General features: G+C 59.7%; 13 protein-coding genes. 8 read left to right on the top strand and 5 right to left on the bottom strand.

The window, feature by feature from the left end; genetic code table 11:
• Nucleotides 1-4 precede the first annotated feature (4 nt).
• Entirely contained in the window at nucleotides 5-1,630 is a 1,626-nt protein-coding gene (locus AOA62_RS21620) for an APC family permease (protein WP_017138871.1), read from the bottom strand.
• A 321-nt stretch (nucleotides 1,631-1,951) separates the two neighbouring features.
• Between AOA62_RS21620 and AOA62_RS21630 the strand changes: the two genes are divergently transcribed.
• The 3 genes from AOA62_RS21630 to AOA62_RS21640 all read left to right on the top strand — a co-directional run bounded on the left by AOA62_RS21630 (nucleotide 1,952) and on the right by AOA62_RS21640 (nucleotide 5,427).
• Nucleotides 1,952-2,710 (top strand): AraC family transcriptional regulator, encoded by a 759-nt coding sequence (locus AOA62_RS21630; RefSeq protein ID WP_099549696.1) that lies wholly within the window; start codon nucleotides 1,952-1,954, stop codon nucleotides 2,708-2,710.
• Nucleotides 2,711-2,782: 72 nt separating this feature from the next.
• Entirely contained in the window at nucleotides 2,783-4,849 is a 2,067-nt protein-coding gene (gene treS / locus AOA62_RS21635) for a maltose alpha-D-glucosyltransferase (protein WP_099549697.1), read from the top strand.
• 185 nt (nucleotides 4,850-5,034) lie between these two features.
• Complete coding sequence (locus AOA62_RS21640; RefSeq protein WP_099549698.1) at nucleotides 5,035-5,427, top strand: tautomerase family protein; 393 nt, start codon at nucleotides 5,035-5,037, stop codon at nucleotides 5,425-5,427.
• Nucleotides 5,428-5,475: 48 nt separating this feature from the next.
• Here the strand turns inward: AOA62_RS21640 and AOA62_RS21645 are convergent, their stop codons facing one another.
• On the bottom strand, nucleotides 5,476-6,081 hold the full coding sequence (locus AOA62_RS21645) for a cysteine hydrolase family protein (RefSeq protein ID WP_017138867.1): 606 nt from the start codon (nucleotides 6,079-6,081) through the stop codon (nucleotides 5,476-5,478).
• A 228-nt stretch (nucleotides 6,082-6,309) separates the two neighbouring features.
• Between AOA62_RS21645 and AOA62_RS21650 the strand changes: the two genes are divergently transcribed.
• The gene (locus tag AOA62_RS21650; protein ID WP_099549699.1) at nucleotides 6,310-7,179 is read left to right on the top strand and encodes a S9 family peptidase; all 870 of its coding nucleotides are present in this window, start codon (nucleotides 6,310-6,312) and stop codon (nucleotides 7,177-7,179) included.
• Between the two features lie 6 nt (nucleotides 7,180-7,185).
• Here the strand turns inward: AOA62_RS21650 and AOA62_RS21655 are convergent, their stop codons facing one another.
• The 3 genes from AOA62_RS21655 to AOA62_RS21665 are packed head-to-tail and all read right to left on the bottom strand — an operon-like array spanning nucleotide 7,186 to nucleotide 8,760.
• Nucleotides 7,186-7,887 (bottom strand): 2OG-Fe(II) oxygenase, encoded by a 702-nt coding sequence (locus AOA62_RS21655; RefSeq protein WP_099549700.1) that lies wholly within the window; start codon nucleotides 7,885-7,887, stop codon nucleotides 7,186-7,188.
• Entirely contained in the window at nucleotides 7,884-8,153 is a 270-nt protein-coding gene (locus AOA62_RS21660) for a metal-binding protein (RefSeq protein WP_099549701.1), read from the bottom strand. Before AOA62_RS21660 ends, AOA62_RS21655 begins: the two co-directional genes overlap by 4 nt.
• Nucleotides 8,146-8,760, bottom strand: coding sequence for a 2OG-Fe(II) oxygenase (locus tag AOA62_RS21665; protein WP_099549702.1), 615 nt, complete (start codon nucleotides 8,758-8,760; stop codon nucleotides 8,146-8,148). Before AOA62_RS21665 ends, AOA62_RS21660 begins: the two co-directional genes overlap by 8 nt.
• 212 nt (nucleotides 8,761-8,972) lie before the next feature.
• On the opposite strand from AOA62_RS21665, the gene AOA62_RS21670 reads away from it, so the two are divergent.
• The 4 genes from AOA62_RS21670 to AOA62_RS21685 all read left to right on the top strand — a co-directional run bounded on the left by AOA62_RS21670 (nucleotide 8,973) and on the right by AOA62_RS21685 (nucleotide 13,819).
• Complete coding sequence (locus AOA62_RS21670) at nucleotides 8,973-10,691, top strand: hydrogenase maturation protein (RefSeq protein WP_099549703.1); 1,719 nt, start codon at nucleotides 8,973-8,975, stop codon at nucleotides 10,689-10,691.
• Between the two features lie 90 nt (nucleotides 10,692-10,781).
• The gene (locus AOA62_RS21675) at nucleotides 10,782-12,119 is read left to right on the top strand and encodes an EAL domain-containing protein (RefSeq protein ID WP_099549704.1); all 1,338 of its coding nucleotides are present in this window, start codon (nucleotides 10,782-10,784) and stop codon (nucleotides 12,117-12,119) included.
• Nucleotides 12,120-12,353: 234 nt separating this feature from the next.
• A complete protein-coding gene (locus AOA62_RS21680; RefSeq protein ID WP_017138860.1) occupies nucleotides 12,354-13,019 on the top strand; it encodes a response regulator transcription factor in 666 nt (221 codons plus the stop codon).
• A gap of 134 nt (nucleotides 13,020-13,153) precedes the next feature.
• The gene (locus AOA62_RS21685; RefSeq protein ID WP_017138859.1) at nucleotides 13,154-13,819 is read left to right on the top strand and encodes a response regulator transcription factor; all 666 of its coding nucleotides are present in this window, start codon (nucleotides 13,154-13,156) and stop codon (nucleotides 13,817-13,819) included.
• Nucleotides 13,820-13,834 lie beyond the last annotated feature (15 nt).

Consider the following 13,834-nt stretch of genomic DNA (forward strand, 5'->3'; position numbering starts at 1 on the left):
TCCATCAGTGAGTGGCTGGCGACAGTGGCGCGCTGTAATGCGCGTCGCTGACCGCTTCGCTTTCGTCGTCTTCGTGTTCCAGGCGCACCAGGTGCGCGGGCACGCCGGTGGCGGCGCCCCAGTAGTAGATGCCCAGGGCGCAGAGGGCGACGACCAGCGTGTCAAACGGGTGGCTGATCGCGCCGATACCGCCGAAACTGCCGAGCTTGGACAGCAGGATAGTCACCGCGTAGAAGCCGATCAGCCAGGCCGACGAGCGCACTTGTTGCTTGAGATTCAGGTGCGCGGTCGGCACCCAGCGTGCGCACAGCAGGTACACCACAAACATCAGGATTTGCAGGCCAAGCAGCCACGACACGGTGCTCCAGCCGGACCAGTACACAATCAGCGCGGCGATGATGAACGACAGCGGGCCGAGCACCGCCATGCCCTTGACCCGGAACGGCCGGGCCATGCCGGGCGCATTGCGGCGCAGCGCGGCGACGGTCACCGGGGCCACGGCGTAGCTTAAGATCAGCGCCGCCGACACCACATTGATCAGTGCTTCCCAGGACGGAAACGGCAGGGTCCAGAACACCGACAAACCAAAGGTCAACCAAAGCGCCGGGCGCGGGATGCCGGACTTCTCATCAATGCGCGTAAAGATCTTGAAAAACGTGCCGGTCTGCGCCCAGCCGTACACCACACGCGGCGTGGCATTCATGTAGATATTGCCGCAGCCGCTGGGTGAGATCACCGCATCGGCCACCACCAGGTAGGCCAGCCAACCCACGCCCAACGCCAGGGCAATATCACGATAAGGCAGCGCCAGTTGCTTGCTGATACCCGCCCAGCCATCGGCCAGCATCTCGGTCGGCACGCCACCGAGGAAGGCGGTTTGCAGCAGCACATAGATGGCAGTCGACAGCAGCACGGAGAGGATCAAGGCAATCGGAATCGTGCGTTGCGGGTTCTTTACTTCACTGGCCACCGAGATGATCGGCGTGAGGCCCAGGTAGGCAAAAATCACTCCGCCGGCCGACACCGCCATCTCGATGCCCGACAGGCCAAACGGGGCAAAACCCTGGGTCTGGAAATTCGCCGGTTTGAAGAAGGTGAACAGCACACCAATCACAAGCAGCGGCACGATGAACTTGAATACGCTCACCAGGTTATTGGCGATGGCGAAGGTCTTCACACTGCGGTAATTGAGCACAAAGAACAGGCACAGCAGTGCAAATTGCACCAACCAGCCCAGGGTGGTCGGATCGCTGGAACCGACCTTGGTCAGCTCGGGAAACCAGGCCGCGGCGTATTGGCGCGAGGCGACCACTTCGATCGCCACCAGGCTGGAGAACGCGATCAGCGTGATAAAGCCCATCAGGTAGCCCAGCAGCGGGCCATGGGAATACACCGGGTAACGCACCACGCCACCGGCGCGGGGCAGGGCGGCGCCGAGTTCGCAGTACACGATGCCCAGCAGCAGCACGGCGAAACCGCCGATCAGCCAGGAAATAATTCCCGCCGGGCCGGCGATGGCGGACACGTGGCTGGCCGCAAACAACCAGCCCGAACCGAAGATGGCGCCTAACCCGATAAAGGTCAGGTCCATCAGTGAAAGTTGTTTCTTGAACTTGCCTTGAGCAGACATGGCGGCGCCTTCTTGTGAGTTATTGGATAGGCATGCAGTGGCGATATCCTGAACCGATCAAGGGCGCTGCGATTGATGTTTTGCGTTGATGTGAATGACGAATTCGGCACAGTTTGAATGCGTAGATCCAGGCTTTTTTGTGGGAGCTGGCTTGCCTGCGATTGCATCACCTCGGTTTGCCTGAATGACCGAGGCGTCTGCATCGCAGGCAAGCCAGCTCCCACATTTTTGATCGAGTGTGGCCTCCAAGGCTGCCACAACCTTGTGTGGATACTCAGGCTGGCATAGGGCAATCTGCTTAAAAAAAATGGAGTGCAGGCCATGCTGCCCAGTGCATTTGCGAGCTTTCTACAGGCCAACCGCCCCAACAGCATCGAGCAACTATTGGCCGGGGTCGCGCAGTTGTTGCCCTTGCTCGATGTGATCCCCAATGCCGCGATTTTCATCAAGGATATCGACGCCCGCTACGTCCTCGCCAACCACACCCTGGTGCAACGCTGCGGCCTCAAACAGTTGCAGCCGCTGCTGGGTAAGACCAGCGCCGAAGTGTTCCCCGCACAATTGGGGCCGGGCTATACCGAGCAGGACCGGCGCGTGCTGGAGCAGGGTTTTGTGCTCGAAGACCAGCTAGAGCTGCACCTGTATGGCAGCCGCGAACCGGGCTGGTGCCTGACGCACAAATGGCCGCTGTACAACGACAAGGGCGCGATCATCGGCCTGGCGGGTATTTCGGTGGACCTGCAATCGGCCAGCGAAAAGCATCCGGCCTACCAGCGCCTGGCCGCTGTTGATGAGCACATACGCCAACATTTCAACCGCCGTGTCACCCTCGGCGAGCTGACCCGCATTGCCGGGATTTCCGTGGCGCAACTGGAGCGCTACTGCAAACGTGTATTCCACCTCACACCCCGGCAGATGATCCAGAAGGTGCGCCTGGAGCATGCGCACCGGCTGTTGCACACCGACCTGCCGATCACCGAGGTGGCGTTGCAATGCGGCTACACCGACCACAGCGCATTTACCCGCCAGTTCAAGGCATTGACCGGCTTTACGCCCAGGCAGTACCGGCAATTGGAGTAAATGCAACGAATCAAGGCCTCCGCCGCTCCTATGCTTACCAATAACCTTTTCACGGCAATAGGAAACAGGCTTATGACGGCGGCGGATAACGATCATGTGAACTGGCTGGTGCAACAATCCATGCTCAATGCGGCGCGTCAGCGGGCAAGGCTGTACAGCGGGCAAGGGCGTTTGTGGCAGCAGCCGTATGCGCAGACCCGGCCGCGTGATGCCTCAGCGTTGTCGTCGGTATGGTTCACCGCTTATCCGGCCTCGATTGTGACCCGTGAGAACGGCACGGTGCTCGAAGCCCTGGGCGATGAAAGCCTGTGGCAGGCGTTGTCGAAGATCGGCATCCAGGGCATTCACAACGGCCCGTTGAAAAAGTCCGGCGGGCTCGACGGCACACGGCATACGCCGACCATCGATGGCAATTTCGACCGCATCAGCTTCGAGATTGACCCACAGCTGGGCACCGAAGCGCAGTTGCAGGCCCTGACGCGCATGGCCGCCGCGCACAACGCGGTGATCATCGACGATGTGATCCCCTCCCACACGGGCAAGGGCGCGGACTTCCGCCTGGCAGAGATGGCGTACGAGGATTATCCGGGGCTCTACCACATGGTCGAGATCCGCGAGGAAGACTGGCCGCTGTTACCTGACGTCGCCGAAGGGCGTGATGCGCAGAACCTCAGCCCCGCGCAGGTGGATGCGCTGCGCGACAAGCATTACATCGTTGGCCAGTTGCAGCGGGTGATCTTCTTCGAACCCGGCGTCAAGGAAACTGACTGGAGTGCAACCCCGGTAGTCATCGGTGTGGATGACAAGCCGCGCCGCTGGGTGTACCTGCATTACTTCAAGGAAGGCCAGCCGTCGCTGAACTGGCTGGACCCTTCGTTTGCCGCGCAGCAGATGATTATCGGCGACGCCCTGCATGCCATTGATGTGATGGGCGCCAAGATCCTGCGCCTGGACGCCAACGGCTTCCTCGGCGTGGAACGCAAGCTGGACGGCACTGCCTGGTCGGAAAGCCATCCGTTGTCGATCACCGGCAACCAGTTGCTGGGCGGGGCGATTCGCAAGGCGGGCGGGTTCAGCTTTCAGGAGTTGAACCTCACTGTCGACGATATTGCCGCCATGTCCCACGGCGGCGCCGACCTGTCCTATGACTTCATCACGCGCCCGGCGTATCAGCATGCCTTGCTGCTGGGCGACACCGAATTTCTGCGCCTGATGCTGCGTGAGATGCACAGCCAGGGCATTGACCCAGGCTCCTTGATCCATGCGCTGCAAAACCACGATGAGCTGACCCTGGAGCTGGTGCATTTCTGGACCCTGCACGCCCACGACAGTTACCTCTACCAAGGCCAGACGTTCCCCGGCAACAGCCTGCGCGAGCATATTCGCGAGCAGATGTACGAGCGCCTGGCCGGCGAGCATGCGCCGTATAACCTCAAGTTCGTCACCAATGGGGTTTCCTGCACCACCGCCAGCATTATCACGGCGGCCCTGGGCATCCGTGACCTGGAGGCGATCACGCCGGCCGATATCGAGCAGATCCGCCGGATCCATGTGCTGCTGGTGATGTACAACGCCATGCAGCCTGGGGTGTTTGCCCTGTCTGGCTGGGACCTGGTCGGCGCGTTGCCGTTGGCGGCCGATGCGGTAGCCCATTTGATGGGCGATGGCGACACGCGCTGGATTCATCGCGGCGCCTATGACCTGGTGGATTTGAACCCGGATGCTGAGCTGTCCGCCGGCCAGATGCCAAGGGCGAAAACCCTCTACGGCAGCCTCAACAGCCAGTTGCAGGACCCGGATTCGTTCGCGTCACAGCTGCAGAAAATTCTCGCGGTGCGCAACGCCTATGGAATCGCCGCCAGCCGCCAGATCCTGGTGCCGGATGTGGAGCACCCGGGGCTGCTGATCATGGTTCACGAGTTGCCGGCCGGGAAGGGCACGCAAATCACTGCGCTTAACTTCGGCAGTACGGCGCTGACCGAAACCCTGCACCTGCCTGACATTGCGCCGGGGCCGGTGGTGGACATCATCAATGAGCGGGTCGAGGGCGATCTCACCGCTGAAGGTGAGTTCACCATCACGTTGGACGCATATGAGGGGCTGGCGCTGCGGGTGGTCAGTCTGTCGCCGATGCTTTAGGGGCCGAAGGCGCTGATCGACTCGTCGATCAGCGCTGATTATGCATTTGCCGGGAGAATGAATAACATGCAATTAACGCATTATTAAATAAATGAATATGCGCTTGATGAATTTTGTTGTTCGGGCTAGCGTAGTGCCAATGGCCACTTTCGAGCACCGGCCACTGACCTGCCGAGGAATTTCCCATGCCTTTAGTTCGAATCGACCTGGCCGCCGACCCCCCCACTAAACCCGCCGCTGCAATTGGTGACGTGATCTACGCCGCCATGACCAGCGTGGCCAATGTGCCTGAGCACGACAAATTCCAGATCATCAATCGTCACGCCAAGGATGAGTTGGTGTATCCGGCGGCGGGTTATCTGGGGATTACCTACACGCCGAACATCGTGTTTATCCAGGTGACCTGGAGCGCCGGGCGTAGCATCGCAGTGAAAAAGGCTTTTTATAAATGTATCGCTGAGGGCATCCACGCCAAAACCGGGCTGCGCAAAGAAGATGTGTGGATCAACCTGGTGGATGTGAAACGCGAGGATTGGTCGTTTGGCAACGGAGAGATGCAGTACGTGCCCGACGAGTGAGGCAGGCCCGCAAGCAGGCGGCGACTCAGTGATGAGTCGCCGCCGTTTTTATTGGGCGTTCAACGCTTGTAGAAACTGGGTGTGTTTCAGCGTTTGCGAGAACATGGGCAAGGTGAAGTTCTCGGCGGCGTGTTGTTGCTCATCACTGAATGTCGCGGTGCAGTCGGTCAACGTCACCACGTCGTAGCCTTTCTCATAGCCCGAACGAACCGTGCCTTCAACGCAGCAATTGGTCAAAAAGCCTGCGACGACCAGGTTCTGGATGCCGTTGTTGCGCAGCACCAGGTCCAGGCCGGTGGTGGCAAACGCATCCAGGCCGCGTTTGCCTTCTATGAGGATGTCTGCCGGCTCACGGCTCAGTGCCTCGCTGATGTCCGCGCCCCAGCTGCCGGCCCGGAAGGCGCTGCCGTCTGCCACACCCTTGAGAATGCCGTAGGAGCGGTGCGTCAGCTCGGGGTAGCCGTCGGCAAATTGAATCGGCATATGGATGATCTTCACACCGAGTTTTCGGGCTTGCTCAACGGTGGTTGCAGTGTTCGCCAGCATGTCGGTGCTGTGCATGACGCCTTTGACCGCGTCGTGAAACACCCCACCCGCAGTGGTGAAGTCATTTTGGAATTCAATCAGGACCAATGCGGTTTTCGTCGGGTTCATAGTGATGCTCCGTCAGGTGGTTTTTTCACTACAGCAGTTATAGGCGCCAAATCCAAGGGCCGCACTCTTCGTGTGGGAGCGGGCTTGCCCGCGAATGCGGTGGGTCAGTCAAAACCCAGGTGTCTGACACAGCGTATCCCCCATAAAAGCCGCCAGTCATAAGACAGTAACGCTGCCCAGGCACAGTGGCGCACCGGTACTCGGACGTCCCTTTGTGCGGATTGAATCATGCTGCGAAACATCGGCTTTTGGCTGGGCCTTTTCATGTTGACGCCTGGGTTGGCCCTGGCTGCCCCCGCCACTTTTGTGACGCGGGACATTACATTTGCCAACGCTGATGTTGCACTGGCCGGCACGGTTTACCTGCCCGAGCATCCAGTAGCCGGCGTGGTGCTGGTACACGGTTCCGGCCAGGTGCCGCGTATGAGCAGTTTTGCCACAACCCTGGCCCAACGTGGCATCGCGGTGTTGACCTACGACAAACGCGGCGTCGGGCAATCTGGCGGTGTGTACGCTGGCCCGGAAGTCGGCGGCAATAACCTCGACGCTTCCAATCTGGCGGCGCTGGCGGGTGATGCGAATGCGGCGCTCGTGGTGTTATCCACCACGCTTGCGGCCAACCCAGTGCCCGTTGGGCTGGTGGGTTTCAGCCAGGCGGGCTGGATCATTCCCCTTGCCGCCGAGCGTAATCGGAGCATCAACTTCATGGTGCTATTCAGCGGCCCACTGCTGACGACACTTGAGCAGCTACGGTTCCAGTTTCTGACCCAGGGCAAGGCAGATTTCTGGCATACCCACAGCGAGGCCGATGCCCGCCAACATATCGCGCAAGACCCGGACCGCTATGATTTTGCCGCTACCGACCCACGCGCCGCACTCGCCAGCATCTCGGTGCCGGGGCTATGGTTGCTGGGCGGCCAGGACCTGCAAACCCCGGCGTTCATGGCCATCGAACGGCTGGGTGCGCTTAAAGCCCAGGGCAAACCCTTTGAATACCGGCTGTATCCCGAGTTGGGGCACAACGTCTCGCCCGGCGGTGCAGGCCAGTCGGTTGATGATGCGGTTAAGTGGATCAAGGGCGTGAAGCTAACCCGTTGACAGCATTCATTTGGCATCGTGAAAGATGATGCCCAGCGTGTGGCGCTCTCCGCGATGCAGGCGGCTCACCCCATGACGCACGCTGACTGTGCAAAAACCACGCGCGGAACGTGCCGGGCGGCTGTTGACGGCAAAGATCAGTGCCTGGCCTTGTTCAAGGGGCACTACCTCAGCCCGTGCGGGTTTGCTGGAGCCGGTGTGAGTGAGCACGAACTCACCCCCTTCGAAGTCCAGGCCTGGCTGGTCCAGCAGGAACACCGCCTGAAACGGAAACACCTGCTCGCCATACAAGTCCTGATGCAGGCAGGTGTAGTCATTTTGCCGATAGCGCAGCATCAGCGGCGTGGGCCTGCATTGGCCGGCCTGGTGACATAGCGCTTTGAATTCCACATGGGTGTCGGGGAATCGTTGATTCATCTTCAGCGCCGCGTGCCAGCGGTTGGCGACTGGTGCGAGGCGCGCGTAAAGATGCGAGCGCAGGCTGTCGACGAGTGCCGGCAGCGGGTAGCGAAAGTACTGGTATTCACCTCGCCCGAAGGCGTAGCGCTCCATGACGATGCGGCTGCGAAAGTGACTTTCATCAGCATAGAGTGCCGCGAGTTGCCGGCAAGTTTGCCGAGTCAACAGTCGTGGCAGCAGGGCGAAGCCGTCGTTCATCAAGGCCGCTTCGATCATTGGCCAATCGAGATTTTCCAGGTGAGTGTTCATAAAGGCTGCTGAAGTTTCCATTGGCGATACTCGGCCGGCATGCACACGGCGCAAGGGCGATAGCCCGCTGCGATGGCGCTGGATTGATTGAGGAAAAACACCCGGTGCTGCACATAGCAGCCACGGGCGATGGCGTGCAGTGCCGCACGGCAATCCAGCGTGCCGTAGCGTTTACCGCGTCGATGACCAGCCAATGTGCCCGGTTCGGCGCTTGAGTAGGCTTGGCCATCGCTGCCCAATAGCCGCCACATGCGCTCGTCAGTCATGCGGCGCCCCAGGGCATAAGTGAAAACTGAGCAAAAAACCGCGCCGTTCGCCGCTTCGGACGCTGCTGATCGCGTGTTTCATATTCACCCGGTAGTAACCCTTGCTGCCCTTGAACGGGCGGTGTGCCGTGGTGATCACGGCCAGATCGCCGCGCTGCAACGGCACCACCATCGGCCGTGATTGCATTCTGGGGCGTTGCTCGGTAAGGACACATTCGCCGCCGGTGAAATCCTCGCCGGGCGCAGACAGCACGCCGGCCAACTGAAATGGGAATACGTGCTCGCCCTCGGCGTCCTGCCCCAGCGCCTGGTGCTCGTCTTTGCGCAGGCATGTCAGTTGGGGCAGTGCTTGCTGCTGGCCGACGGCGCGGCACTGGGCATGAAAGTCGGTGAGTTGGGGAGGGTAGCGGTAGGGCAGTTGCAGGATGTCGTTCCACCGGTTGGAAAGCTGTGCCAATGGCGGATAAAGGTCGTTTAGAAGGTTGGCGAACAAGCCTGGGACCTCAAGCCCGAACATGCCGGGCAGCACGACGAAACCTTCGCGGTCGAGTTCCAGGCCGATGGTTTGCCAATCCAGGCGTTCCAGGGTGGCGGCAAGGGGAGTCATGAAAGCCTCGGTCACTGTGCATTTGCGCCAGTGTAGGCAGGCGCCAAACTACTGAAACTCCGGTTCTTGCGACGCAATTCCCCAAAGGCTGACCGAAGATTGATCTCGGTCAGGTGCCCCGCCTGACAGGCCTTTTAACCTTGTGCTTCCATCAAAGGCCAGGGACGGCTCAATGCGAGCCTGTGGCCGTGCACCTCAAGGAAGAGTCTGCCATGCGATCACTGAAGATCATCTTGTTGTCCTCTGCATTCAACGGTTTGACCCAACGGGCCTGGCTGGATTTGCGCCAGTCTGGGTTTGACCCCAGCGTGGTGCTGTTCACCGATGAAGCCACGGTGTGCCGGCAAATCGAGGCGGCGGACGCCGACCTGGTGATCTGCCCGTTTCTCAAGGACCGCGTGCCGCAGCAGTTGTGGAGCAACCTCGACCGCCCGGTGGTGATCATTCATCCGGGTATTGTCGGTGACCGTGGCGCCAGCGCGCTGGACTGGGCCATCACCCAGCAGGCCCGTCGCTGGGGCGTCACCGCATTGCAGGCGGTGGAGGAGATGGACGCAGGGCCGGTCTGGTCGACCTGTGAGTTCGACATGCCCGCCGAGGTGCGAAAGTCCGAGTTGTACAACGGCCTGGTGAGTGATGCTGCGATCACCTGTATTCGCGACGTGGTGGAAAAATTCACCCGTGGTGTGCTCCCCGCGCCACTGGATTACACGCAGCCCAACGTTATCGGGCGCTTGCAGCCGAACATGAAGCAGGTAGACCGTGCTTTCAGCTGGCACGACTGCGCGCGCTTCATAAAACGCAGCATCGACGCCGCCGACGGCCAGCCGGGTGTGTTGGCCAGTATCCACGGCGAGCAGTATTACCTGTACGACGCGCACCTGGATGCACGCCGGGGCCTGCCGGGTGAAATGCTCGCGGTACAGGATGATGCGGTATTGGTCGCAGCCGGCGATCAGAGCGTGTGGGTCGGCTCACTTAAACGCAAGGCCCAGCCAGGCGAGGAAACCTTCAAGTTGCCGGCCCGTCACGTGTTGGCCGGGCGCCTGGCGCGTGTGCCCGTGCTGGACAGCTCAATTGCCCACCAAGCCTTCAATGAACAGGCCTATCAACCGATTCGCTACCGTGAATGCGGCGATGTCGGCGAATTGACCTTCGAGTTCTACAACGGCGCCATGAGCACTGAACAATGCCAGCGGCTGGTCGCTGCACTGCGCTGGGCCAAGGCACGGAACACCCAGGTGCTGCTGATCAAAGGCGGGCGCGGCAGCTTTTCCAACGGCGTACACCTCAACGTCATCCAGGCCGCACCCGTGCCGGGGCTGGAGGCTTGGGCAAATATCCAGGCGATCGATGATGTGTGCCAGGAACTGCTGACCGCCCGGCAACTGGTGGTCAGCGGCCTGACCGGCAGTGCCGGTGCCGGCGGTGTAATGCTGGCCCTGGCGGCCGATATCGTCTTCGCCCGTGCCGGCGTAGTGCTCAACCCGCATTACAAGAGCATGGGCCTGTATGGCTCCGAATACTGGACCTACAGCCTGCCGCGTGCGGTGGGCAGTGAAATTGCCCATAAGCTCACTGAAGAGTGCCTGCCGATCAGCGCCATTCAGGCACAGCAGTGGGGCATGGTGCAGGACATTGGGCCACGTTGCCCGAGTGCGTTCAGTGCATGGTTGCTGCAAGCGGCCCAAGGCGCGCTGAGCGATGAGAAATACGCCGCGCAACGCATGCGCAAAGCCACTATCGACCTTGAGCCAATGGATCGCTGCCGCCAAAACGAGTTGGCCCAGATGGAACTGGACATGGTGCACAACCGCCAGCAGTTTGCCGAGAAGTGCCGCAACTTTGTGTTCAAGCGTAAAGCCTGCCAGACGCCGCAACGGTTGATTGCGCCGTGGGCGTTGGCGCGTAAGGGCGAACTGGTCGACTGAGCGGTACTGCGGTTTTAGTCCCAGTCCTATTTGTTTCTGTTTTGGCGCTGATAAGCTTTTTTCCTGAAACAATCTCGGGAAATTTTTGTCATGATCCAAAATGCCGTCGTGCCCAACGAGTTCAGCGCGCTACGTGTCGTCACGTTGGCATCCGATGCTGCCTGTGCGCATCGGCTCGCCTTCGCCTTGAGCAGCATGGGGGTAACTCCGATTGCCAATATTGGCACCTTGAGCGCCGTTGAGGCTTGGCTGCGCGAGTCCCCGATCGACGTCATTGTCTGCGAAATTCGCCCAGAGTGCGGTGATGGGCTGATGTTGCCGAGCCTGCTCAGGGGGCTGCACGAAGCAGGCACACTGGCCCGGTTGCCCTGCATCTTCTGGACCGGAGAGACGGCCTTGGACGCGCCCGCGGGCGAGGTCGACGTGACCCGTAAAACGCCTGCAAGCCCGCTCTGGATCAAGTACATGGGCGGGGTTGCGGTCAGTGCGCTGGAGTCCCATGCGCGGTTGGCGCGAACGGCGGGGGTCTCCGTGCAAATCCTGCGCGAAGGCGCAACCCTGGCGCTGGGCGACGCCTTGCGCGCGGTCGTGCTGACGCGCGCGCAGCCGGATGCAAGGCTGAATATGAACACTTTTGATGACTTGGCCGAAGATGAGGTGATCAACGCGCTGACCACAGGCGAGGGCTTGCGTTTTGTGTTCCAACCGCAATTTGAGCTGCTGAGCCGGCGTATCGTGGGGGCCGAAGCGCTGGTGCGTTGGAAGCATCCACGATTTGGGGAAATCCCCCCTTCGGTATTGATGCCCTTGGTCAACCGCTTGGGCCTGGACCTGCTGCTGTTCAGCCTGGTGGAGATGTGGACGATCAAGGCCATGCTCGCGCTCAAACGCGAACATATCGGGATTCCCATTGCTGTAAACGCGTCGGCTAAAACCATTTGCACCCCCGATTTCTCCGAGCGCCTGGCCGCGCGGATGCGCCAGGCCGGCCTGCCGAACCGGCTGCTGAAAATCGAGCTTACTGAAGATGTACCCGAACCGGATGAGCTCTACCTATCCGCCTCGTTGACGGCGATTCGGGCCAAGGGGTTCCAGGTATCGATGGACGACTTCGGCACGGGCGCTGCTACGTTGAACCTGTTGGCGAACCTGTCGTTTGATGAGATGAAAATCGACGGATCGTTTGTGCGTGGGGTTGAACAGCACTCGTCTTCACGCAAAGTCATTGCCGGTATTGTCAATTGGGCGCGACTGCTCAGTTTGAATTTGGTGGCTGAGGGCATCGAAGACGAGTCGACGATTGCGTTGCTCTATCGTTTGGGTTGCCGAGTGGGGCAGGGTTACGCGTTGGCTCGCCCAATGGAAATGGACGATTTCTTGAACTTTGTTATTCAGCGGGAAAATAGTGCTGGTGCTGAGCGCTTTTAGGAGTGATCTGATACCCGAATGAGTGCCCGTGCATTAACTTTCGCATCCGCTCACTGTTTAAGAACTATCGGTTGCTGAGTTGGTTTGGCTGTTGTTATGTGTGTTATGTGCGATTGTTCAATATCACGGATGCCGTTGATTTTATAGGTTCGTCTGCGATGACGAGAACTTACTAAAGATGAGAATGTTGCAGGCCTCATCCTTTTGCTCGTTATAAAGAGTGCCTTCCACGTTATGAAATGCTTAAGAATTGCTTTGCTCGATGATCATGCAATCGTGCGGCACGGGTTAATCAATCGATTGCAGCAGGAACCTGATTTTGAAGTGGTGGGTGTCTACGCCCGCAGCCGTGAAGCGATGGCTGGGCTCGCGTTGCTGCCCGCCGATGTGCTGTTGCTGGATTTCGTGCTCGGGCCCAGTGAACTGGACGGCATCTTGTTGATTCGTGCGTTGCGAGTGAAGTACCCGCAATGCCGCATTCTGATGTTCTCCACGCACCACGATGCCGCCACCGTGATCCTGGCCCTGCGTGTCGGCGCGCGCGGGTTTCTTGGCAAGGGTGAAGATATCAACCAGTTGATCAGTGCGGTTCGGTTGGTGGCATCCGGGGAGGTCTACCTGAGCCCGGACATGGCCTACCGGGTAGCCGAAGCGACGGCGGTGAACCATATCGGTGACGATCAGAACCGCGATGAAGCCTTGCGTTTTGTCAGCCTTTCCGCGCGTGAACAGGACGTGATTCGGTGTTACTTGACGGGTATGACCATTACCGATATCGCCGAAAAATTCAATCGCAGCATCAAGACCATCAGCTCACAAAAAGCCTCGGCGTTTCGCAAGTTGGGCGTGGTATCGAACAATGAGTTGTTCAGGATCAAACACATTATTGATGGTATTTGATCCTGGTTTCCGACACCCAGCAACGAGCGGGGTGTGATTTACCGATCCTTGCTTATACTCAAAGACGGGTTGAACGTTGTAGCGGTGGGGTATCCCCGTATTCCGACAGCGTTGTGCCGAGTGGGTCGATCACGATGAAACCAATACGTATTGCTTTGCTGGATGATCACGCAGTTGTTCGACACGGGCTAGCCGCCACGTTGGCGGCCGAGGCGAACTTTGAAGTGGTTGGCATTTATGCGCGCAGCCGCGACCTGATCGCCGGCCTCGCCTCGGCGCCAGCAGACCTGCTGCTGCTGGACTTCTCCCTGAACCCTGACGAGCTGGACGGGGTCTCACTGATCCGCGCCTTGCGGGTCAAATTTCCCAGCTGTCATATCCTTGTTTTGTCCACGCATCACGACCCGGCGACGGTCAGCCTGGCCATGCGTGTCGGTGCCCGTGGCTTTGTCGGCAAGGGTGAAGAAATGGCGCAGTTGGTCAAGGCCATCCGCAAGGTGGCGGCGGGTGCGGTGTACCTGAGTACCGACATGACCTACCGCCTGGCGGAGACGGTGACCAGCGATACTGGCCAAGGCCGTGGCGATGCGCCTGACGCGTTGGTCCAGGCAGAGTTGACCAGCCGTGAGCAGGAAGTCATTCGCTGTTACCTGGCGGGCATGACGGTGAGTGAGATTGCCGAGAAATTCAACCGCAGCATCAAAACCATCAGCACCCAGAAAACCGCGGCGTTTCGCAAGCTTGGGGTCACCTCGAACAATGAGCTGTTCAAGTTGAATAAACTTATCGGCACGCCATGACAATCGGGTTGTGGA

This window comes from Pseudomonas sp. 2995-3, assembly GCF_002742565.1.
In the GTDB taxonomy this organism is placed as follows: Bacteria; Pseudomonadota; Gammaproteobacteria; order Pseudomonadales; family Pseudomonadaceae; genus Aquipseudomonas; species Aquipseudomonas edaphica.